The organism is Cupriavidus necator N-1, from assembly GCF_000219215.1.
In the GTDB taxonomy this organism is placed as follows: domain Bacteria; phylum Pseudomonadota; class Gammaproteobacteria; order Burkholderiales; family Burkholderiaceae; genus Cupriavidus; species Cupriavidus necator.
The window spans coordinates 2066806-2088958 of record NC_015726.1 but is presented as its reverse complement, the minus strand read 5'-3'; the positions used below and the strand labels follow the sequence as shown (position 1 = coordinate 2088958).

The following is a 22153-nucleotide window of genomic DNA, read 5'->3' as shown; positions in this document are numbered from 1 at the left end:
CGGCGCTGCGCCATGCCTGGCAGGACTTGACCCGTGCCGCGCGGGAATCACGCCGGGCGGGGTGCTGGCCTAGACTGCGTTGGCATCCCTCGCGCACCGCACTCCCGCGGGCACCACAGAAGGGAGCAAGGACAGGAGACACACCGATGCAACACCGTTCCGCACGGCTGCGCGCAGCCGTGGCCGCCATGCTGCTGGCGGCCATCCCGGCGGCAGTCTGCGCCGCCGATCCCGCCTCTGCCGAGCCCTATCCTTCGCGCCCGCTGACCATCGTGGTGCCGTCGGTGGCGGGCAATGTGAACGATGCCGTGGCGCGGCTGATCGGGCAGGAGCTGACCAGGAGCTGGGGCCAGCCGGTCATTGTCGACAACAAGCCTGGCGCGGGCACCACCACGGGCACCAAGTACGTCGCCCGCGCGGCAAAGGATGGTTACACCGCGCTGTTGACCTTCACCGCGCACGTGCAGAATCCGTCGCTGTATCGGGGTATCGGCTATGACCCGATCGCGGACTTCACGCCGGTCAGCGAGGTGGCGATCTCGTCCACCATCCTGGCGGTGTCGCCGGACTTCCCGGCGCGCACGCTGCCGGAGGTGGTGGCATTGCTCAAGGCCAATCCCGGCAAGTATCCGTATGGGTCGTATGGCGCGGGCACGACCGGCCATATCCTGGGTGAGCTGCTCAAGCGCGAGGCCGGGCTGCAGATGGAACACGTCGCCTACAAGGGCGGCGCGCCGCTGGCCACCGACCTGGCGGCTGGCCATGTGAAGCTGGGCTTTATTGCCGTGGGCACGGCCATGCCGCTGCTGCAGGGCGGCAAGCTGGTGCCGGTGGCGATCGCCGGCGCGGAGCGTTCGGCGCTGTTGCCCAAGGTGGCGACCTTCCGGGAGGCCGGCTACAAGGGCTTCGAGCCCGATGCGTGGATGGGGCTGGTGTTCCCCGCCGGCGTGCCCAAGGCACGGGTCGATGCCTTGTCGCGCGAGGTCGCGCGCATCGTGCGCCTGCCGGAGATCGCGAAGAAGATGCAGGACCTGAACCTGGTGCCGGTCGGCGGCACGCCGGAAGCCTTCGCCACGGTGATGAAGAACGACCGCGACAAATGGAGCCGCATCATCAGCGATGTCGGCATCACGCTCGAATGACAGGAGTGCCGATGCAAGCAAACGATTACCTGGGGCTGGTCTGCTCCCGCTGGTGCCACTGGAGCGAGCTGGAACTGCAACGCATCCCGCGCCGCCCGCTGGCACCCGGCCAGGTGCGCATCCGCGTGCGGCATGCCGGGGTGGGCTTTGCGCTGAGCCTGTTTGTGTCTGGCAAGTACCAGCGCAAGCCGCCGCTGCCGTTCACGCCCGGCACCGAGGCCGCGGGCGAGATCATCGAGGTGGCGCCTGATGTCACGCGGCTGCACCCGGGCCAGCGCGTGGCCGCAGCGCTGGACTGGGGCGGCTTTGCCGAGGAAGTGGTGGCCATGGCCGACACGGTCTATCCGGTGCCTGACGGGCTGGAGCTGGCGCAGGCGGCCGCGCTGCCCGTCACCTATGGCACGGTCTGGGCGGCGCTGGCGTGGCACGCCGCGCTGCATCCGGGAGAAACCATGCTGGTCCATGGCGCCAGCGGCGCGCTGGGCACGGCCGCGGTGCAGGTGGGCCGGCTGATGGGTGCGCGCGTGATCGCCACTGCCAGCACCGAGGCCAAGCGCGAGGCGGCGCTGCGCAACGGCGCCGCGCATGCGCTGCCGTCCGACGCGGCCACGCTGGCGGCAGCGGTCAAGGCGCTGTGCCCCGCGGGCGGGGCCGACGTGGTGTTCGATCCGGTCGGCGGCGATCTCTTCGACGCCTCGCTGCGCTGCGCTGCGCCGGGCGCGCGGTTGTTGTCGATCGGCTATGCCAGCGGGCGTATCCCGCAGGTGCCGGCCAACCTGCTGCTGGTGAAGAACCTGACCCTGATCGGCTTCAACTACGGCTACTACATCGGCTGGGGCCTGACCGACGAGCGCCGGCGCTTTGCGCAGAGGGTGCAGGCGATGGTGGCCGAGATCATGCAGGCGGCAGCCAGCGGCAAGCTGGCACCGCCCGTGCTGCAGCACTTCCCGCTGAGCGACTGGCTCAACGCCGTCGACACCACGATGTCGCGCCGCGCCATCGGCAAGGTCATGCTGGATATCTGAACGGAGAGCACGACATGCACCATGCACAAGCGGCAACGGAAGATGCCATGTTCGACGGCCTGACCGTGCTAGACCTGAGCCAGGGCATCGCCGGCCCGTACTGCGGCCTGATCCTGCGCCAGCAGGGTGCGCGCGTGATCAAGGTGGAGCCGCCTGGCGGCGACTGGTCGCGGCAGATGGGGCGCATCCGCGCCGGCCAGACCGCGATTGCGGTCGCCTGCAACGCGGGCAAGGAGAGCGTACTGCTGGACGCGCGCAGCGGCAGCGGCCGGGCCGCCATCGCCAGGCTGGCGCAGCAGGCCGACGTGGTGATCCAGAACTTCCGCCCCGGCGTGGCCGAGCGCATGGGCGTTGGCTACGAGGCACTGGCCGCGCGCAACCCGGCGCTGGTCTATGTCTCGATCTCGGGCTACGGCCATGCCGGCCCGATGGCGAACATGCCGGCGGTGGACACCACCATGCAGGCTTTCAGCGGCCTGATGCACCTGAACCGCGACAGCGCCGGCCAGCCGCGCCGCATTGCCTTCTACATGGTCGACCTGAGCACCGGGCTTTATGCGGCCCAGCATGCGTCGGCAGCGCTGTACAAGGCCGCCCGCAACGGCCGCGGCCGGCACGTGCGGCTGTCACTGCTGGAGACCAGTGCCGCGCTGCAGTCTTACCTGATGGTGGATGACGCCATGTTCCCCGATGCGGAGCTGGCCGTGGCCAATGCGCCCACCGGGCTGTTCGATGCGGCCGATGGCCGGCTGTACCTGAGCATGCTCAACGACGCCATGTTCGTGCGGCTGGCAACGCTGCTGGGTTTCGACGACTGGCTGGCCGATATCACGCTGCACACCAGCGCCGGCCGTTTGCCGCGCGCGGCGGAGCTGGTCCGGCGCGTGGCGCAGGCCATTGCCGCACAGCCGCTGGCGCACTGGGATGCGCTGCTGACCGAGCACGATGTGCTGTTCGCGCGCGTGGGCCATGCACGGGACCTGCTGGAGAGCGCGCAATGCGCGCAGGCGGGCGTGTTCGGCCGGCTGCCGCTGGCAGGGATCGGCGAAGTGCCGTGGGCCAACCTGCCAGGCATGGCAGGATCGGAACGGCCGGCAGGCAATGCGCCGGCGCTGGGCCAGCATACCGAAGCGGTGCTGGCGGAGTTCGGCATCGGCAGCTGAAACCGGCGCCGGAAAAGAAAAACGGACGGTGCGCAATGCGTACCGTCCGTGTTCCGTTGTGCGTTGGTAGGCTCGATTGGACTCGAACCAACGACCCCCACCATGTCAAGGTGGTGCTCTAACCAGCTGAGCTACGAGCCTAGCGAAGGCGAGAATTATAGAGACGCCTTTTCGATTGCGCAAGCACCCCCGCGAACTTTTTGCGTGGATGCCTGCGCTTGTGCCGTGCGCGGCGCGTCAGGCGCCGGTGATGCGGTCGCGCAGTTCGCGCTTGAGCACCTTGCCGATGGCGCTGCGCGGCAGGCTCTCCACCTCATGTATCGCGGCCAGCCGCTGGGTCTTGCCCAGGTGCTGGTTGGCCCAGGCCAGCACGTCCTGCGCCGTGGCGCCGCCGCCGGCGCGCAGCGCGACGAAGGCCACCGGGGTCTCGCCCCAGCGCTCCGACGGCACGCCCACCACCGACACGTCTGCCACCGCCGGGTGTTCGCGCACCACCGCCTCGAGATCGCTCGGGTAGATGTTGAAGCCGCCCGAGATGATCATGTCCTTCTTGCGGTCCATCAGCACCAGGAAGCCGTCTTCGTCGAAGTGGCCGATATCGCCGGTGCGGATAAAGCGCTGGCCCTGCGCGTCATGCCATTCGGTCTCGGCCGTCTTCTCCGGCTGGTTGTGGTAGCCGTTCATCATCGCCGCCGAGCGGCCCACCACTTCGCCGGTGCTGCCGGGCGGCAGCTCGCGGCCCTCGTCGTCGATGATGCGCACATCGGCACCGGTGGCGGGGCGCCCCACGGTATGCAGCTTGTCGGGGAACTGGTCGGCGAACAGCAGGCAGCCGCCGCCGCCTTCGGTCATGCCGTACAGCTCGGTCAGCGCGCCCGGCCAGCGCCGCAGCACTTCGGCCTTCAGGGCGGGGCTGAACGGCGCGCTGGTGCAGAACTTCTGCTGGAAGGACGACAGGTCATGGCGGTCGAACTCCGGATGTGCCAGCAGCCGCTGGTACTGCACCGGCACCAGCATGGTGTGCGTGGCGCGATGCTGCTGTGCCAGCGCCAGGTACTGGCCCGCATCGAACTTGGTCATCAGGATCGCCGTGCCGCCCAGGCCGATGGTCGGGAAGAAGCTGGCCAGCGTGGTGTTGGAGTACAGCGGCGTCGACAGCAGCGTGATGGCATGCGTGCCGTAGCCGGTGGCGGCGCCGCGCGACACATGGGCCCAGCGCATGCCGTGCGACTGCACGATGCCCTTGGGGGTGCCGGTGGTGCCGGAGGAATAGATGATGTTGAGCGGCATCTCGGGGCGGATCCCGGGCTCGGTCACCGGCGTGCCGGCGGGTGCCAGCCAGGCCTGGTACGGCTGGCCTGCGTCGCTGCCGTCCAGCGTGACGATGGGCGTGGCGGCCAGCTGGCCGCGCACGGGCTGCAGCACGTCGGCCACGGTGGCATCCGCGAACAGGATGCGCGCGCCCGCGTCGGCAACCATGCCGGCCAGGCTGTCCGGCGTGGATGACGGCGCCAGCGGCGCCACGACCACGCCGGCGCGCACCGCGCCCAGGTACACCGCGGCGTATTCGATCGAGGACGACGCGCAGATGGCGATGGCTTCGCCGGGGCGCACGCCGTCGCGGGCCAGCGCCGCGGCGATGCGGTCCATGGCGGCATCTAGACCGGCATAGTCGAGCACGCGCTCGCCATGCATCAGGGCGCGCTGTGCGGGGCGCTGCGTGGCGTGCTCGCGCACGAGCACGGACATGGTGGTGAAGGGGCGTAGAAGCGGGGTCGGTTGGGTCATGTTCGGCAAGGAGATGCGGGTGCCAGCGTGGCGCACCCGAAGAGCGATGATGGATCGAAGCAGACTTACTGGATCTGTGCGCCGGACTCCTTCACCACCTTGCTCCAGCGGTTGATCTCGGCGTCGATATGGGTGCGCAGCGCGGCGGGCGTCGAGCCCACCGGCTCATAGCCGTTGGCGGCCAGCGTGGCCTTCAGTTCGGGCTGGCGCAGCACCGTGGCAATCTCGGTGCTGAGCCGGTCGATCACGGGCTGCGGCGTGCCGGCCGGTGCCAGCACCGCGTACCAGCCGGTGATGCTGATGCCCGGCACGCCGGCCTCGGCCAGCGTCGGCACCTCGGGCGCGACCGCGGCGCGCTGGCTGCCGGTCACGGCCAGTGCGCGCAGCTTGCCGCTCTTCACGTGCGGCAGGGTGGTGGAGATGCTGTCGAAGGTCAGCTGGACCTCGCCCGACAGCATTGCCGTCACCACCTGTGCGCTGCCCTTGTACGGAACGTGGGTCATCTTGATGCCCGCGACGGAATCGAACAGCTCCCCCGCCAGGTGGCCGGTATTGCCGTTGCCGGCCGAGGCGAAGGTCAGCTTGCCGGGCGCGGCCTTGGCCTCGGCAATCAGCTCCTTCACGTTGGTGGCCTGCAGCGAAGGGCTCCCAGCCAGGATCATCGGCAGGTTGGCCACTAGCGAGACCGGCGCGAAGTCCTTGCGTGTGTCATAGGGCAGCTTCGGGTACAGGCTGGCATTGATGGCATGGGCGGCCAGCACCATGATCAGGGTGTAGCCGTCGGGCTTGGCCCGCGCCAGCGCCTGGCTGGCGATGGTGCCGCCGGCGCCGGGCCGGTAGTCCAGCACCACGGGCTGGCCCAGGCGCTCCTGCAGTTTGGCGGCGACCGGGCGCGCCAGCAGGTCGGCGCTGCCGCCCGGCGGATAGGGAATCAGCAGCTGGATCGGGCGCGATGGCCAGGTTTCCGCGCTGGCGCCGGACGGCAAGGCGGCGGTGGTGACCATGGCGGCCGTGGCCAGCATGCCGGCCAGCCATGCGCGGCGCCCCCGAGCGGGGCGCCGGGATGCGATCAGGGATGCCATCAGTTGTCTCCTCGTTGTGTCGGCCGCGGGCGCAGCCGTTGTCCCTTGTCGCCAAGTCGGGCTGGGATGTTGGTGTCACAAACGGTAAAGGTGTAAGCCCGCCAGCGGAATTCTTAAATCGATAAGTCTGGCTTTTTGCTGGCGAAGCGGTACGGCGGCACCGGCGCGATTCGTTGTGTCTGTCCGGCTGCCCGCTACAGCAATAATCTTTGTGAATGAGGAGATTTTTGCGGTGGGTCGCGATCAGAGGCTTGAATCTTTGCAATCAGGGAGATTTCTTGATTTTCCCGCCTGAAGACACTAAAGTCTTTGCAATCAAGGAGATTTTTGTGCCAGTGACCCTCACCGAACCCGGCGATATCGGCGCCTTCGTGCGCGCTGCCCGCAAGGCGCAAGGCCTGCGCCAGGACGATGCCGCAGGCGCCATCGGCGTCAGCGAGAACTTCATGGTGCGCGTGGAGAACGGGGCCGAAGGCATCCAGTGGGGCAAGCTGTTCCAGGTGCTGGAAGGGCTTGGCCTGCGCGTGGTGGTCGACATGCCGGAGGCGGCGGCACCGCTGGTAGCGGCCGAGCTGGCCAAGCTCAGGCAGCGCCAGGCGCGTAGCCGCAACCGGCGCGCAGCGGTCAAGGGAGGCGACCAGCATGGCTGAGCGCGTACTGGTCGCCAGCATCAACGGCACGCCGGTGGGCGAGCTACATGAGGCCAGCGATGCCTGGTCGTTCCGCTATGACGCGGCGTGGCTGGGCAACCCGCACGCCTTCGCCCTGAGCCCGGCGCTGCCGCTGCAGCCGGAGGCGCTCGCCGATGGCAGCACGATGCGGCCGGTGCAGTGGTACTTCGACAACCTGCTGCCCGAGGACGGCCAGCGTGCGCTGCTGGCACGCGATGCCAGCATCCGCAACGAGGCCGATGCCTTTGCCCTGCTGGCGCACTATGGGGCGGAATCGGCGGGCTCGCTGACGCTGCTGCCGCCCGGCCGCGGGCCGGCCACCGCGCCGGCCCTGCGCCACTTGAGCGACGCCGCGCTTGACGCCCGCATCCACAGCCTGCCCAGCGTGCCGCTTACACATGGCGCGGTCAAGCGCATGTCGCTGGCCGGCGCCCAGCACAAGCTGGCGGTGGTGCTGCAGGACGGCGCGCTGTTCGAGCCCGGCGCGGATACGCCGTCCACGCATATCCTGAAGCCGACCCACCAGATGCAGGAGATCTATCCGCATTCGGTCATCAACGAGTGGTTCGTGATGTCGCTGGCCGTGCGGCTGAAGCTGGAGGTGCCGCCGGTGTACCGGCGCTATGTGCCGTCGCCGGTCTACCTGATCGACCGTTTCGATCGCCACCTCACGCAGCACGGGCAGTGGCAGCGGCTGCATGCGATCGATGCCTGCCAGCTGCTGAACCTGCCGCGCACCTTCAAGTACGACCAGGGCAGCGTCGAGCGGCTGGCGCAACTGGCAACGCTATGCCGCGCGCCAGCGGTGGCGCGTGCACGGCTGTTCGACTGGCTGGTGTTCAACATCCTGGTGGGCAATTCGGATGCGCACCTGAAGAACCTGAGCTTCCTGGTGTCCGATGCCGGCATCGCGTTGGCGCCGTTCTACGACCTGCTCAGCGAGGCGGCTTACGCCACCCGCACCTATGACAAGACCGGCTGGCCGCAGGCGCACCGCTTTGCCTGGCCGGTGCTGGGGGTGGAGTTCTACAGCGATTTCTCGCGCGCGCTGGTGTTGGAGGCAGGGCGCGCGCTGGGCCTAACCGGCGTGACCGCCGAGCGGCGGCTGGACGCCATGCTGCGCGGCATCGGGCTGGCCGCGCAGGCGCTCTATGAGCAGGCCGAGCAACAGAACGCGGCCATGGCGCGGGAGCGCCCGGCGCTCACCGGCGGGTTTGCCGGCGAACTGGCATGCCTGCGCGTGATCCGCTTCACCATCATCGCCGACATGGTGCGGGCGCTTTCCGCGGCCTGAGTCTGGCTAATGACTGGTGGGGTGCGGCTGGCTGAAGAAGTAGGGCACCAGTGCGGCGGCAATCAGCAGGCCCGCGGACAGGAAGATCGCCGCATAGGTGGAGGGCAGCGGCCAGCCACGCACATGGCCGGCATTGGCGATCAGCCCGTAGCCCCATGACGTCAGCGCCGATCCCAGGAACACAAAGGTGTTGAGCAGGCCCAGCCCGCGCCCGCGCCGCGACGGCGGGACCAGCCCGCGGCCCTGCGCCATCACCAGCGGGTGCAGCATGCCGATGGTCGACAGCAGCGCCATCATCGCCACGCCGTAGCCGATGCCGCTGTCCGGCCATAACGCCAGCAGGAACGAGCCCGACATGGCAAAGCACGACCAGCCGGCGATGGCGGTCTTGAGCGTGTTGCGGCGTACCAGCACCGGCAGCAGGAAGGCGGTCAGGAAGCCGGCCAGGCTCAGCAGCGCCAGCGCCACCCCGCGCGGCGCCGAGCCCAGGCCGAACACGTCGGCCAGGTAGGGGCCGCTCCAGGCATTGCGGAAGGCGGTGCCGGCGGACATTGCCACGCACAGCGGAATCAGCGTCCACAACGGCGCCAGCTTCAGCAGCTGCAGGCTTTCCGACAGCATCGCCGGCCACGACGCACTGCGGGCCTCGGCATGGCCCTGGTCGCGCACGAAGCGCCACACGCCATAGCAGGCCGCGACCATGCCCAGCGCCGATATCGCCATCGACGGGCGCCAGCCGATCAGCGAGATGGCCCAGCCCAGCGGCGCCGTGGCACACAGCGCGCCAATCATGCCCATGGCATTGGAGCGGCTGACCACGCGGGTGTAGTCGCGCTCGGACAGCTGCTCGGAGGCGAAATGCAGCAGGCCCATGAAGACCGGCGCGCACGCCAGCCCCAGCCCCACCTGCGCCAGCGTGGCCGCCGCGCCGTTGGGCGCCAGCACGAACAGGATCGACGACACGGCGCCCACCGCCAGCAGCAGCGCGGTCGGCCGCCCCACGCCGTAGCGGTCGAAGGCAACGCCCACGGGGATTTGCGCCACGGCAAAGGCCAGGAAGAACGACGAAGACAGTGCGCCAAAGCCCGCCGGCGACAGCCCGAAATCATGCTGCAGCTCGGGCGCCATCACCGCCAGGCAGGAGCGGAAGAACTGGCTGAGCGCAAAGGCGAACGTCAGCAGGGCGATACCGCGCGCGGCGTGCGCTGCCGGGGCATGGGCGGGCAGGGCGTCGGGCGAACCGGGGAGGCGGGCGTTGCTGGCGGTCACGGCTTCAGCGGCGGCCTGTTCGGGCCGCGTAGTCTCGGTACTGCGCGATCTCGGCCGCTACCAGCGGGCGCAGGGTTTGCCACTGCACCGGCTGCGGAGCGAGCACGCTGTTGTTGTTATCGGAGGAAATGCACAGGCGCACCTGCGCGAGTGGCCGGTTGCATCGGTGCGTACATGCAGGATGCGGGTCGACCGCAGCGGCTGCCAGGTGACAGGCGGCAGGAAGTCGGTCCTGCCGCTGCCACGCTCGGACGGTTCGGTGACAAGACCGAACGTGGTGCCTAGCAGTGAGTGTAGAGCGTGCGCGGTCAGCATGGTCGGCGCGTGGCCGGTGTTCGCCCAGATTGCACGGCAGGCGAGCAGGCCTGCCTGTCTACTCAGCCCGGCAGGGCGTCGTAGGTCAGCAGGAATACCTGCTCATCCCCCGCGCTGACCGGCAGCCAGACGATTTCCAGCTCGGGGAACGCAGCTTCCACGTTGGCGTGCTCGTTGCCGATCTCCACCACCAGCACGCCGCCCGGGTTCAGGCGCGCCTTGGCGCCGGCGATGATCCGCCGCACCACGTCCATGCCGTCGTCGCCGCCGGCCAGGGCGATGCGCGGCTCGGCCAGGTATTCCGGCGGCAGCGCCTGCATCGAGCCTTCGTTGACGTAGGGCGGGTTGGTCAGGATCACGTCGTAGGTGGCGCCATGCGGCAGCGGCGCGTACAGGTCGCCCTCATACAGCCGGATGCGGTCGTCCATCTTGTAGTCGGCCACGTTGCGGCGTGCCACGGCGAGCGCGTCGGGCGAGATGTCGACAGCGTCGATCTTCGCGTTCGGCCAGACGTGCGCGGCCACGATCGGCAGGCAGCCGGAACCGGTGCACAGCTCCAGCACCGGGCCGATGCTGTCGGTCTCGCCGACCCACGGCTCCAGCCCGTCCTGCAGCAGTTCGCCGATAAAGCTGCGCGGCACGATCACGCGTGAATCGACGTAGAAGCGCAGGCCGTGCATAAAGGCCTCGTGCGTGATGTAGGCGGCCGGCACGCGCTCATTGACGCGGCGGTCGATGACCTTGAGCACGGCATCGACTTCCTCGGGCAGCAGGCGCGCGTCCAGGAAGGGGTCGAGCGTGTCGAGCGGCAGGTTCAGCGTATGCAGCACCAGGTAGGCGGCTTCGTCATAGGCATTGGCGCTGCCGTGGCCGAAGGACAGGCGCGCGGCGGTAAAGCGCGAGACTGCGAGACGCAGCAGGTCGCGCACGGTGCGCAGGGGAGAGGGCGTTGCCATGTATGGGTGTCTTTCGGCGAAAAAAATCAGGCGACGAGACGTTCCAGCACGCCGCGGTAAACGTTCTTCAGCGGCTCGATGAAGCGCACTTCAACGTGCTCGTCGATCTTGTGGATGCTGGCGTTGGGCGGGCCGAACTCGATCACCTGCGGGCAGATCCTGGCGATAAAGCGCCCGTCCGAGGTGCCGCCGGTGGTCGACAGCTCGGTCTTGACGCCGGTCTCGGCCTCGATCGCCGACGACAGCGCGTCGGACAGCTCGCCGCGCGGGGTCAGGAAGGGCTCGCCGCCCAGGGTCCAGTCCAGCGCGTATTCGAGCTGGTGGCGGTCCAGGATCGCATGCACGCGCGCCTTCAGGCCTTCCGGCGTGCTGGCGGTCGAGAAGCGGAAATTGAAGTCGATGGTGACGTGGCCCGGGATCACGTTGGTGGCGCCGGTGCCGCCGTGGATGTTCGACATCTGCCAGCTGGTCGGCGGGAAGTACTCATTGCCCTGGTCCCAGACCTCGGCGGCCAGCTCGGCCAGCGCCGGCGCGGCTTCATGGATCGGGTTGCGGCCCAGGTGCGGGTAGGCGATATGGCACTGGATGCCCTTGACCGTGAGCTTGCCCGACAGCGAGCCGCGGCGGCCGTTCTTGACCATGTCGCCGAGCGTGTCGACCGAGGTCGGCTCGCCGATCACGCAGTAGTCCAGGCGCTCGCCGCGCGCGGACAGGGCCTCGACCACCTTGATGGTGCCGTCGTGCGCTGGGCCTTCCTCGTCGCTGGTGATCAGGAAGGCGATCGAGCCGGCATGCGCAGGGTGCGCCTTGACGAACTCTTCCACCGCCACCACGAATCCGGCGATCGAGGTCTTCATGTCGGCGGCACCGCGGCCGTACAGCTTGCCGTCGCGGTGCGTCGGTTCGAACGGGTCCGAATGCCACTGCTCCAGCGGGCCGGTCGGCACCACGTCGGTATGGCCGGCAAAGGCCAGCAGCTTGCCGTCCTTGCCCTGCGTGCCGCGCCTGACCGCCCACAGGTTGGTCACGCGGAAATCGTCGGGGCCGCTGACGAGCGCTTCGCAGTCAAAGCCGAGCGCCTTAAGGCGGGTTTCCAGGATGGCCTGGCAGCCTTCGTCGGCGGGCGTGACGGAGCGGCGGCGGATCAGGTCTTCGGTGAGGGCGAGGGTGGCGGCGAGGGTGGCGGTCATCGGACTACGGAAATGGAAATCAGAACTGGCCGGCGTACTGGTCGGCGGAGAAACCGACCATCACCTTGCCATCGTGGGCCAGCACCGGGCGCTTGATCAGCGACGGGCTTTGCTGCATCAGCGCGATCGCGCTGGCTTCCTGTTCGGCGCGGGCCTTGTCGGCGTCCGACAGCGCGCGCCAGGTGGTGCCCTTGCGGTTGAGCAGCGTCGCCAGCGGCACGTGCTTCAGCCAGCCGCGCAGCATGGCTTCATCCACGCCCTGCTTCTTGAAGTCGTGGAAGCTGTAGGCCACGCCGTTGTCATCCAGCCAGGTGCGGGCTTTCTTGACGGTATCGCAGTTGGGAATGCCGTAGAGCAGGACGGTCATGGCTAGTCTTGATGGATTGGATTCAGCGGAACAGCAGGTTCAGCGCGATCACCAGGCCGCCCAGGCCCAGCGCCACGCCGCCCATGGCCACCGCGGTCATCAGGCGCAGGCGGCGGTCCAGCCGGGCGGCTTCCTTGCGCAGTGCGTCGATGGTGATGGCATGTTGCTCGGCCAGCAGCTTGACGGCCTCGGCCTGCTGCACGGCAGCGGCTTCCAGCTCGGCGATACGGGCGGCGGGATCACGCGTGTCGGCCACTGCGCCTTCCGGCGTTCCATCCTTGCGCTTGTTCTTCTTCAGTTTCTCGATGGTCTTGTTGGCCTGCTCGAGAATGGTGGGCAGCAGGGAGAGCACGGTACTGACGGTGGTGGGATCCAGGGCCATGAGTCGCTTGCGGAGGGAAGGCATGTTCAGCCTGGCCAGGCGGGGTGACAACGGAAATACTGCCCCGGGGGGCGGGCCCCGGAGCGGCGCAGCCGTTGCGGGCTGCGCCAGGCGCGCTCAGTCGCCGCGCAGCAGGTCGTTCAGGCTGGTCTTGGCGCGGGTCTGCGCGTCGACCTTCTTCACGATCACGGCGCAGTACAGGCTGTACTTGCCATCCTTGGACGGCAGGTTGCCCGCCACCACCACCGAGCCCGCCGGCACGCGGCCATAGTGGATCTCGCCGGTTTCGCGGTCATAGATCTTGGTCGACTGGCCCAGGTACACGCCCATCGAGATCACCGAGTTCTCTTCGACGATCACGCCTTCAACCACTTCCGAGCGCGCACCGATAAAGCAGTTGTCTTCGATGATGACCGGGTTGGCCTGCAGCGGCTCCAGCACGCCGCCGATGCCCACGCCGCCCGACAGGTGGACGTTCTTGCCGATCTGCGCGCACGAACCGACGGTGGCCCAGGTGTCGACCATGGTGCCTTCATCGACGTAGGCGCCGATATTGACGTACGACGGCATCAGCACCGCGTTCTTGGCGATGAACGAACCGCGGCGGGCCACGGCAGGTGGCACCACGCGGAAGCCGGCCTTGGCGAAGTCGTCGGCGCTCCAGTTGGCGAACTTGGTCGGCACCTTGTCGTAGAACTGGGCAAAGCCGCCGGCGCTCATCGGCGCGTTGTCTTCCAGGCGGAACGACAGCAGCACGGCTTTCTTGACCCACTGGTTGACGATCCAGTCCTTGCCTTGCTTCTCGGCCACGCGCAGCGCGCCGGAATCCAGCTGGCTGATGACATTGGCGACGGCCTCGCGGATGTCGTTGGGGGCGGACTTGGGCGACAGGCTGGTGCGGTCTTCCCAGGCCTGGTCGATCAGGGCTTGCAGAGCTTGCGTCATATGCGTTTCTTCAGTGGTTATCGGATAAAGGCGCAGCGGTCAGGCTGCGCCGCGGTCATGGGTTGGCGCTCAGCCGAGCGCGCGGCAGAATTCCACGATCCGGCGCGCACCTTCCAGGCATTCCTCGGGCGTGGCCACCAGGGCCATGCGCACGCGGTTGGCGCCGGGGTTGATGCCGTCGGCTTCGCGCGCCAGGTAGCTGCCGGGCAGCACGGTCACGTTCTGCTCGGCCAGCAGGCGCGCGGCGAATTCGGTATCGGTGAGGCCGGTGCGCGAGACATCGGCCCACAGGTAGAAGCCGGCATCGGGCAGCGCCACGTCCAGCACCTCGGCCAGCATCGGCGTCACTTCGCTGAACTTGCGCACGTAGGCGGCGCGGTTCTCGCGCACATGCGATTCGTCGTTCCAGGCGGCGATGCTTGCGCTCTGCACCGCGGGGTTCATGGCGCCGCCGTGATAGGTACGGTATAGCAGGAATTTCTTCAGCAGCGCGGCATCGCCGGCGACGAAGCCCGAGCGCAGGCCCGGCACGTTGGAGCGCTTGGACAGGCTTGAGAACATCACCAGCCGGTCAAGGCCGCGGCCCAGCTTGTGCGCGGCTTCCAGCGCTCCCAGCGGGGCGCGGCCTTCGTCGAAATAGATCTCGGAGTAGCACTCGTCCGAGGCGATCACAAAGCCGTAGCGGTCCGACAGCGCAAACAGCTGCTTCCAGTCTTCCAGCGACAGCACCGCACCAGTCGGGTTGCCGGGCGTGCACACGAACAGCAGTTGCACCTTCTGCCAGACATCGTCGGCAATGCGGTCGAAGGCCGGGGCGAAGTTGCGCGCCGGGTCGCTGTTGGCGAACACTGGGGTGGCGCCGGCCAGCAGCGCCGCGCCTTCGTAGATCTGGTAGAACGGGTTGGGGCACAGCACCAGCGCGCCCGGACGGGTGCCGTCGACCACGGTCTGGGCAAAGGCGAACAGCGCCTCGCGCGAGCCGGTCACCGGCAGCACTTCAGTGGCGGCGTTGACCTTGGGCAGGCCGTAGCGGCGTTCCAGCCAGCTGGCGATGCACTGCCGTAGTGCATCGGAACCTGCCGTTGTGGGATAATTCGCCAGCCCCGCGAGCGACTCTGCCAGCGCTTGCTTGATGAACTCAGGCGTCGGATGCTTGGGTTCACCGATGCCAAAGCTGATGGCCGGCTTGTCGGCAGGCTTTACCTGCGCAAAGAGCACCCGCAGTTTCTCGAACGGGTAGGGCTGGAGCAGGTCGAGGCGCGGATTCACAGTGTCAGTCGGGGCCGGTTAAAACGACGCATTATAGAGGAACGGCGCGGGTTTCCGTGCGCCGGCCCGGCCCGCGCGGCCGGCCGCGAGCACGGATGGCGGGCATCACGCCCTGGTGATGCCGCCGGCGCCGTCCGGACGCTGCCTGCTGTCACCGGCCGGCGGCCCGGCTCGCCTCGCACGGATTCCCTTTATGAGCACAAATACTGTTGCGGCGCAGCATGCGCCGGCCGACCGCCATGCGGTCAAGGCATCGCTTTCCATCCTGATCGGCGCCTCGGTCTGGGGCATCGCCTGGTTCCCGTACCGCGTGCTGGCGGGCTGGGGCCTGGGCGGCATGCACGCCGCGGCGCTGGTCAGCTCGGTCGCGGCGGTGCTGTCGCTGCTGGCCTTCCGCCGGCACCTGGCCGGCCTGCGCCCGCACTGGCTGTTTGTCGCCATCGGGCTGGCGGCGGGCGTGACCAACGCCGGCTTCGTCTGGGGCAGCGTCAACGGCCATGTGATGCGTGTGCTGCTGCTGTTCTACCTGACCCCGGTCTGGACCGCGCTGTTTGCCCGGCTGTTCCTGGGCGAGCGGCTGTCGGCGGCAGGGCTGTCGCTGGTGGCGCTGGCCCTGTTCGGCGCCGGGCTGATGCTGTGGACGCCCGAGGTCGGCGTGCCGCTGCCAGGCTCCGCCGCGGAATGGTCGGGCCTGATCGGCGGCATGGGCTTTGCCGTCAACAATGTGCTGTCGCGCCGCGCCGGCCAGCGCTTCCCGGATATGGACGCACGCGTGCGCACGGTCGTGGTCTACCTGGGCTGCACGGTGGTGGGCGTGCCGGCCGCGCTGCTGCTGGATGGTCCGTCGGTGACCATCGTCCAGGGCGCGCAGGTGAGCGTGGGCATGCTGGTGCTGGGCCTGGCGGCGGTGCTGGTGGTCAGCAACTCGGTGGTGCAATACGGGCTGCAGCGGCTGCCGGCCAACCGCGTGTCGCTGCTGATGCTGTTCGAGATCGTGATCGCGGCGGTATCGGCGTGGTGGCTGGCGACCGAGGTGCTGAGCTGGAAGGAAGCGGCCGGCGGCCTGTGCATCGTGGCGGCCGGGGCCTTGTCGGGGCTGGTGCACCGCAGCCGCGCGCCGGCGCCGGCCGCAGCAGGTGCCGAGGCAGTGGCATGTAACTGAGCCCGGTGCGCGGGTCAGTGCAGCATGACCCGCGACACCACTGCCACCAGCGGCGCCCGCACTGCGCGCTCCACGCCGCGGTGCAGGTGCAGCGGCCGCAGCAGCATCTTCACGGTCATTTCGATGGGGATGTTGCGCCGGATCACGCCGGACACGCGCGCATTGAGCGCGCGCACCTCGGTTTCGGACACGGCCTCTACGCCGCGCTCCATGCGCAACACATTGCGCAACGCGATCGCGGCGTCCTCGTTCTTGATCTCCAGCAGCCGGCGCGCCAGCGCGCCCAGCACGCGCAGCCGGCCCAGCCGCTCGGATGCCGCAAAGCGGTTGAAGTACTGGTAGAAGTGCTTGTAGTGCCGCACCTCGTCGTTGGAGATGCGCCGCGTCAGGTCGCGCAGCACCGGTTCGTCGCTGGCCTGTTCCAGCGCGCGGTAATAGGCGGCGGTGCCGGTTTCCACCACGCAGCGGGCCGCCATTTCCAGGCCCTCGGTCGGTTCGAACTGGTCGATCGAGCAGGTCTTGCTGTACTCGTCGAAGAAGCGCGCATAGCCGCGCTCCCAGTCGAATTCCGGCCAGACATGCTCGACATAGCGCCGCAGCGCCAGCCCGTGCTGCAGTTCCTCGGCCTCCCAGTGCTCGGCAAGCCAGTCGGCCGCATCGGGCACACGGGCGTAATAGGTGGCAAGGTTGCCGGCATAGGTGTCGGACCCGCTCTCGATGAACGAGGCTGACACCAGCAGGTAGAACAGGTCGCGGTCGCCGCGTACGCGTTCCACGTCGATCGCCTGGTAGTTGATGTCGCTGACAGACCACGGCCGGGCGGCCGCTGACGGTTCACTCATGCTCTGTCCTCCTGGTTGGCCAAGGGCTGCGAGGGGCGTTCATGGGTGCGCGGCCCGGAGGGCATCCGAGGTCACGCCGACAGATCAGAGACTAGCATTTACCCTAATAAGTTTCCCAACGGTTGGCCGGCACGGATGGCTGACAGCGCCTGCGGCGCCTGTCAAAGTGCATGCGGAATCGCTTGTAAGGGGCGGAATAGCAAGGGAAATCGGCAATGGGATATGACGCCGGGGCGACTGCCAAACGGGCCGGCGAAGGCATCTGCGATGGTATGATTAGCCCCAATTCTCGGGCCCGAGGGGTATTTTGAGGTGCTGGCGTCACGCCGCGCCGGCTCCCGCGCAGCCCGGCTTTCTGAACAGTGCAATAGCCCCGATACCAGGCCGACCCCGGTTCCTATACCGGAGTGGCCGATACCACACGAGAAACCGTGCGACTATCCTCGATCAAGCTGGCGGGCTTCAAGTCATTTGTCGATCCCACCAATTTTCAAGTGCCCGGCCAACTGGTCGGCATCGTAGGTCCCAACGGCTGCGGCAAATCGAACATCATCGATGCGGTGCGCTGGGTGCTTGGTGAGTCACGTGCGTCAGAGCTGCGTGGCGAATCCATGCAGGACGTCATCTTCAACGGCTCCACCGCGCGCAAGCAGGCTGGCCGGGCGAGTGTCGAACTGGTGTTCGATAATGCCGAGGGCCGCGCTGCCGGCCAGTGGAGCCAGTACGCCGAAGTCGCGGTCAAGCGCGTGCTGACCCGCGACGGCACTTCGTCCTACTACATCAACAACCAGCCGGTGCGCCGGCGCGACATCCAGGACATCTTCCTGGGCACGGGCCTGGGCCCGCGCGCCTACGCCATCATCGGGCAGGGCATGATCTCGCGCATCATCGAGGCCAAGCCCGATGACATGCGCATCTTCCTGGAAGAGGCCGCGGGCGTGTCCAAGTACAAGGAACGCCGCCGCGAGACCGAAAACCGCCTGTCTGACACGCGCGAGAACCTGACCCGCGTCGAAGACATCCTGCGCGAACTCGGCAGCAACCTCGAAAAACTGGAAAGCCAGGCCGAGGTGGCGCAGCGCTTCAAGACGCTGCACGCCGACGGCGAAGAAAAGCAGCACCTGCTGTGGCTGCTGCGCAAGCGCGAGGCCCAGCAAGAGCAGGAACGCCACCAGCGCGCTATCGAGCAGGCCCAGATCGACCTGGAGGCGCAGACTGCGCAGTTGCGCCATGTCGAAGCCGAGCTCGAAACCATGCGCGCCGCGCATTACGGGGCGTCCGATGGCATGCACGCCGCGCAGGGCGCGCTGTATGAGGCCAATGCCGAAGTCAGCAAGCTCGAAGCCGAGATCCGCTACGTGGTGGAATCGCGCAATCGCGTGCAGGCCCAGATCGCCGCGCTGACCGGGCAGCGCGAGCAGTGGCAGGGCAAGGCCGAACAGGCCACCGACGAGCTGGCGCAGGCCGAAGAAAACCTGGCCGTGGCCGAAGGCCGCACGGTCGAGGCGCAGGAAGCTGTCGCCCACAAGAACGACGAACTGCCGACGCTGGAAGCGCAATGGCGCGACGCGCAGCAGCTGCTCAACGAGCAGCGCGCCGGCATCATGCAGGCCGAGCAGGCCCTGAAGCTCGAAGCCGCGCAGCAGCGCAGCGCCGACCAGATGTTGCAGCAACTGGAACAGCGCCGCGAACGCCTGTCGGCGGAAGAAAAGGGCCTGGACCGCCCCGACGAGACCCGCCTGGAGCAGGCCCGCGCCGAGCTGGCCGAGCAGGAAGCGCTGGTCGAGGAAGCCCAGGCCGTGCTGGCCGACGCGGAAGAGAGCGTGCCGCGCCTGGACGAGTCGCGCCGCGCCGCGCAGGCGTGCGTGCACAGCGAAGCCTCCGCCATTGCCACGCTGGAGGCGCGCCTGTCGGCGCTGCGCCAGCTGCAGGAGAACGTGCAGACCGACGGCAAGGTGCAGCCGTGGCTGGCCAAGCATGAGCTGGCCGAGCTGCCGCGCCTGTGGAAGAAGGTCCATATCGAGCCGGGCTGGGAAAACGCGCTCGAATCCGTGCTGCGCGAGAAGCTGGCCGCGCTGGAAGTGTCGAACCTGGACTGGGTCAAGGCCTTCCTGTCCGACGCGCCGCCGGCCAAGCTGGCGTTTTACTCGCCGCCGGCCGCCGCCCGCCCGCTGGAAACGCCTGTCGGCCTGCGCCCGCTGATGTCGCTGGTGCAGATCACCGAGCCGGGCATCCGCGCCGTGATGCAGGACTGGCTGGCCGATATCTATGTCGCCACCGACATGGCGCAGGCGCTGGCTGCGCGCAACACGCTGCCTGACGGTGCGTCGTTCGTCGTGGCCGAGGGCCACCTGGTGGGCCGCAACGCCATCCAGATCTACGCCGCCGATTCCGAGCAGGCCGGCATGCTGGCGCGCGAGCAGGAAATCGAAAACCTGCAGAAGCAGGCGCGCGCGCAGCTGCTGCTGTCCGACGAAGCCAAGACCCAGGCGGTGCGTGCCGAAGCGGCCTACACCCAGGCCAGCCAGGGGCTGGGCGATGCCCGCGCGCGCGCCGAGCAGGCCACCCGCCGCGTGCACGCGTTGCAGATGGACGTGCTCAAGCTGTCTCAGGCGATGGAGCGCTATTCCGCCCGCAGCGGCCAGATCCGCGAGGAACTGGACGAGATCCACGCACAGATCGAAGAGCAGCGCGCCATCCGCGCCGAATCCGAAGCCAGCTTCGAGCAGCACGACGCCGCGCTGGCAGAGATGCAGGCCACCCACGAAGACCAGCAGATGGCCTTCGAGGCGCTGGACAGCAAGCTCTCGGGCGCGCGCCACCAGCTGCGCGACTTCGAGCGCGCCGCGCAGGAAGCCCTCTTTGCCGAGCGCAACCTGGCGAGCCGCATCGACGAGCTGCGCCGCAATATCCAGGTGGCCGCCGACCAGGCCGAACGCATTGCCGAATCCCTGGAAAACGCCCGCGCCGAGCTTGAGACCATCAACGAGCAGACCGCCCATACCGGCCTGCAGGAAGCGCTGGAGCGCCGCGCCGAGAAGGAAGAAAAGCTCACCATCGCGCGCACCGAACTCGATGCGCTGTCGGCACAGCTGCGCCAGCACGACGAGCAGCGCCTGGCCGCCGAGCGCAGCCTGCAGCCGCTGCGCGACCGCATTACCGAGTTGCAGCTCAAGGAACAGGCCGCGCGCCTGAACCAGGAGCAGTTCAGCGAGCAGCTGACCGCGGCCGAGGTGGACGAGGCCGCGCTGGCCGACAAGCTGACCGGCGACCTGAAGCCGTCGTACCTGCAGGGCGAAGTCACGCGCATCAACAACGCCATCAACGCGCTCGGCCCGGTCAACATGGCCGCGCTCGACGAGCTGGCCGCGGCGCGCGAGCGCAAGACCTTTCTCGATGCGCAGTCGGCCGACCTGAACGACGCCATCAACACGCTGGAAGACGCGATCGCCAAGATCGACCAGGAAACCCGCGCGCTGTTGCAGGGCACCTTCGACCAGGTCAACCATCATTTCGGCGAGCTGTTCCCGTCGCTGTTCGGTGGCGGCCAGGCGCGCCTGATCATGACCGGCGAGGAGATCCTCGACGCCGGCGTGCAGGTGATGGCGCAGCCCCCGGGCAAGAAGAACTCGACCATCCACCTGCTGTCGGGCGGCGAGAAGGCGCTGACCGCGATCGCGCTGGTGTTTGCCATGTTCCAGCTCAACCCGGCACCGTTCTGCCTGCTGGACGAGGTGGACGCGCCGCTGGACGACGCCAACACCGAACGCTACGCCAATATGGTGGCGCGCATGTCGGACAAGACTCAATTCGTTTTCATCTCACATAACAAGATTGCCATGGAAATGGCTCATCAACTCATTGGCGTGACCATGCAGGAGCAGGGCGTTTCGCGTATCGTGGCCGTGGATATGGACGCGGCGGTTTCGATGGCGGAGGCAGCATGAAACTGAACATGGACCTGCAGACCGCACTGATCGTCGCGGGCCTGGTTTTCGTGGTACTGGTGTTCGGCTACAACCAGTGGCAGATCCGCAAGGCGCGCCGCCCGCGCGAGCTCAGCCCCGAAGACGACCTGCCGCCGATGCGCGAGCCGGTGGTCGGCCAGAGCACCGCGCCGGAAACCGCCGCGCGCCTGCACGAAGCCGCTGCCGAGCAGGCACCGCGGCGTGAGCCGACGCTTTCCCCGGCGCCGGCCACGGCCGGTGCCGCGGTGGCGACGGGCAACAACCACGCGGCTGCGGCGGCTGCGGCCGCAGCAAGCACCGCGGACGCCGACGATGTCGTCGCCGAGGAAGTGTCCGTCGCGGCCGCCGCGACGCATGCCGAGACCACCGAGGACGAGGCCGAAGCCGAGGCCACTCCGGCCCCGGTACCCGCGCCGGCTCCGGCTCCGGCTCCGGCTCCGGCTCCGGCTCCGCTTGCCGCCGTGCCCGATGGCCAGCCCACGCCGGCCCTGATCGATCCGCTGATCGACTGCATCGTGCCCCTGCACCTGGAGCGCAAGGCCTCCGGTGACCGCATCCTGCCCCTGACCGGCCGGCTGCGCCGCGCCGGCACCAAGCAGGTCCATATCGAGGGCCTGCGCACCGAAGCCAATGCATGGGAGCCGGTCACCGCCGGCCACCAGTACGAAGACCTGCAGGTCGGCGTGCAGCTGGCCAACCGCGGCGGCCCGCTCAACGCGCTGGAGTTCTCGGAATTCATCACCGCGGTAGAGTCGCTGGCCGAGTCGCTCGATGCCTCGGCCGACCTGCCGGACATGAGCGAGACCGTCGCCAATGCGCGCGAGCTGGATGGCTTTGCCGCCGGCTGCGACGTGCAGCTGGGCGTCAACGTGATTTCGGATGGCGCGCCGTGGTCGGCGGCGTACGTGCAGAACGTGGCCACGCAGGACGGGCTGGTGCTGTCGCGCGACGGCACCCGCTTTATCCGCTACCAGGCCAACGCCGAAGGCGTGCAGCGTCCGCTGTTCACGCTGCAGTTCGGCGACACCAACTTCCTGCGCGACGACCTGACCGTCAAGGCCGGCCGCCAGATCACGCTGCTGCTCGACGTGCCGGTGGCCGACCAGGCCGCCAAGCCGTTCAAGACCGTGTGCGAGTACGGCCACACGCTGGCCCAGCGCATGGGCGCGCAACTGGTCGACGACAATATGCGGCCGCTGACCGAGGCCTCGTTCGTCGCGATCTTCAGCCAGCTTGAAACGCTGTACAACAAGCTGGAAGCGCGCGGCATGCCGGCCGGTTCGTTGGTGGCGCAGCGCCTGTTCAGCATCTAGCCGGAGCCTG

18 protein-coding genes and 1 tRNA gene are annotated in these 22153 nt (G+C 68.3%); 8 read left to right on the top strand and 11 right to left on the bottom strand.

What is annotated here, in order from left to right; all coding sequences use genetic code 11:
- The first annotated feature begins 146 nt into the window (after window positions 1-146).
- From CNE_RS09810 to CNE_RS09800, 3 genes are read left to right on the top strand one after another with little or no spacing between them, the layout of a single operon-like run.
- Window positions 147-1142, top strand: a complete 996-nt coding sequence (locus tag CNE_RS09810; RefSeq protein ID WP_013956984.1) for a Bug family tripartite tricarboxylate transporter substrate binding protein — start codon at window positions 147-149, stop codon at window positions 1140-1142.
- An 11-nt stretch (window positions 1143-1153) separates the two neighbouring features.
- Window positions 1154-2167, top strand: coding sequence for an NADPH:quinone oxidoreductase family protein (locus CNE_RS09805; RefSeq protein ID WP_013956983.1), 1014 nt, complete (start codon window positions 1154-1156; stop codon window positions 2165-2167).
- A 14-nt stretch (window positions 2168-2181) separates the two neighbouring features.
- Window positions 2182-3330, top strand: a complete 1149-nt coding sequence (locus CNE_RS09800; RefSeq protein WP_013956982.1) for a CaiB/BaiF CoA transferase family protein — start codon at window positions 2182-2184, stop codon at window positions 3328-3330.
- A 64-nt stretch (window positions 3331-3394) separates the two neighbouring features.
- Here the strand turns inward: CNE_RS09800 and CNE_RS09795 are convergent.
- From CNE_RS09795 to CNE_RS09785, 3 genes are all read right to left on the bottom strand, one after another.
- Window positions 3395-3471: transfer RNA gene (locus tag CNE_RS09795), tRNA-Val, on the bottom strand.
- Between the two features lie 96 nt (window positions 3472-3567).
- Entirely contained in the window at window positions 3568-5118 is a 1551-nt protein-coding gene (locus tag CNE_RS09790) for a class I adenylate-forming enzyme family protein (RefSeq protein WP_013956981.1), read from the bottom strand.
- Window positions 5119-5183: 65 nt separating this feature from the next.
- Entirely contained in the window at window positions 5184-6200 is a 1017-nt protein-coding gene (locus CNE_RS09785) for a tripartite tricarboxylate transporter substrate binding protein (protein WP_013956980.1), read from the bottom strand.
- 329 nt (window positions 6201-6529) lie between these two features.
- On the opposite strand from CNE_RS09785, the gene CNE_RS09780 reads away from it, so the two are divergent.
- Together CNE_RS09780 and CNE_RS09775 are read left to right on the top strand one after the other, a co-directional pair.
- A complete protein-coding gene (locus CNE_RS09780) occupies window positions 6530-6850 on the top strand; it encodes a helix-turn-helix domain-containing protein (RefSeq protein ID WP_013956979.1) in 321 nt (106 codons plus the stop codon).
- Window positions 6843-8165: a HipA domain-containing protein gene (locus tag CNE_RS09775; protein WP_013956978.1), complete on the top strand. Its 1323-nt coding sequence runs from the start codon at window positions 6843-6845 to the stop codon at window positions 8163-8165. Before CNE_RS09780 ends, CNE_RS09775 begins: the two co-directional genes overlap by 8 nt.
- A 6-nt stretch (window positions 8166-8171) precedes the next feature.
- Here the strand turns inward: CNE_RS09775 and CNE_RS09770 are convergent, their stop codons facing one another.
- The 7 genes from CNE_RS09770 to dapC form a co-directional block, all read right to left on the bottom strand.
- Window positions 8172-9434, bottom strand: a complete 1263-nt coding sequence (locus CNE_RS09770; RefSeq protein WP_013956977.1) for an MFS transporter — start codon at window positions 9432-9434, stop codon at window positions 8172-8174.
- A 377-nt stretch (window positions 9435-9811) separates the two neighbouring features.
- A complete protein-coding gene (gene prmB, locus CNE_RS09765; protein WP_013956975.1) occupies window positions 9812-10705 on the bottom strand; it encodes a 50S ribosomal protein L3 N(5)-glutamine methyltransferase in 894 nt (297 codons plus the stop codon).
- A gap of 26 nt (window positions 10706-10731) precedes the next feature.
- Window positions 10732-11895, bottom strand: a complete 1164-nt coding sequence (gene dapE / locus CNE_RS09760; protein WP_013956974.1) for a succinyl-diaminopimelate desuccinylase — start codon at window positions 11893-11895, stop codon at window positions 10732-10734.
- Window positions 11896-11914: 19 nt separating this feature from the next.
- Window positions 11915-12262 carry an ArsC family reductase gene (locus tag CNE_RS09755; protein ID WP_013956973.1) on the bottom strand — a complete coding sequence of 116 codons (348 nt, stop codon included), beginning with the start codon at window positions 12260-12262 and terminating at the stop codon, window positions 11915-11917.
- A 22-nt stretch (window positions 12263-12284) separates the two neighbouring features.
- Window positions 12285-12668, bottom strand: a complete 384-nt coding sequence (locus tag CNE_RS09750; RefSeq protein ID WP_011615476.1) for a hypothetical protein — start codon at window positions 12666-12668, stop codon at window positions 12285-12287.
- Between the two features lie 93 nt (window positions 12669-12761).
- Window positions 12762-13589 carry a 2,3,4,5-tetrahydropyridine-2,6-dicarboxylate N-succinyltransferase gene (dapD, locus tag CNE_RS09745; protein ID WP_013956972.1) on the bottom strand — a complete coding sequence of 276 codons (828 nt, stop codon included), beginning with the start codon at window positions 13587-13589 and terminating at the stop codon, window positions 12762-12764.
- A gap of 69 nt (window positions 13590-13658) precedes the next feature.
- Window positions 13659-14858, bottom strand: coding sequence for a succinyldiaminopimelate transaminase (dapC, locus tag CNE_RS09740; protein ID WP_013956971.1), 1200 nt, complete (start codon window positions 14856-14858; stop codon window positions 13659-13661).
- A 193-nt stretch (window positions 14859-15051) separates the two neighbouring features.
- Here dapC and CNE_RS09735 point away from each other — a divergent pair, with 193 nt between their 5' ends.
- Window positions 15052-16020, top strand: a complete 969-nt coding sequence (locus tag CNE_RS09735; protein ID WP_013956970.1) for a DMT family transporter — start codon at window positions 15052-15054, stop codon at window positions 16018-16020.
- A gap of 14 nt (window positions 16021-16034) precedes the next feature.
- Here the strand turns inward: CNE_RS09735 and CNE_RS09730 are convergent, their stop codons facing one another.
- Window positions 16035-16862: a ferritin-like domain-containing protein gene (locus CNE_RS09730; protein WP_013956969.1), complete on the bottom strand. Its 828-nt coding sequence runs from the start codon at window positions 16860-16862 to the stop codon at window positions 16035-16037.
- Between the two features lie 431 nt (window positions 16863-17293).
- Here CNE_RS09730 and smc point away from each other — a divergent pair, with 431 nt between their 5' ends.
- Together smc and CNE_RS09720 are read left to right on the top strand one after the other, a co-directional pair.
- A complete protein-coding gene (gene smc / locus CNE_RS09725) occupies window positions 17294-20809 on the top strand; it encodes a chromosome segregation protein SMC (RefSeq protein WP_041227949.1) in 3516 nt (1171 codons plus the stop codon).
- On the top strand, window positions 20806-22143 hold the full coding sequence (locus tag CNE_RS09720) for a cell division protein ZipA C-terminal FtsZ-binding domain-containing protein (protein ID WP_013956967.1): 1338 nt from the start codon (window positions 20806-20808) through the stop codon (window positions 22141-22143). The genes smc and CNE_RS09720 overlap by 4 nt, the downstream gene beginning before the upstream one ends.
- Window positions 22144-22153: the final 10 nt, after the last annotated feature.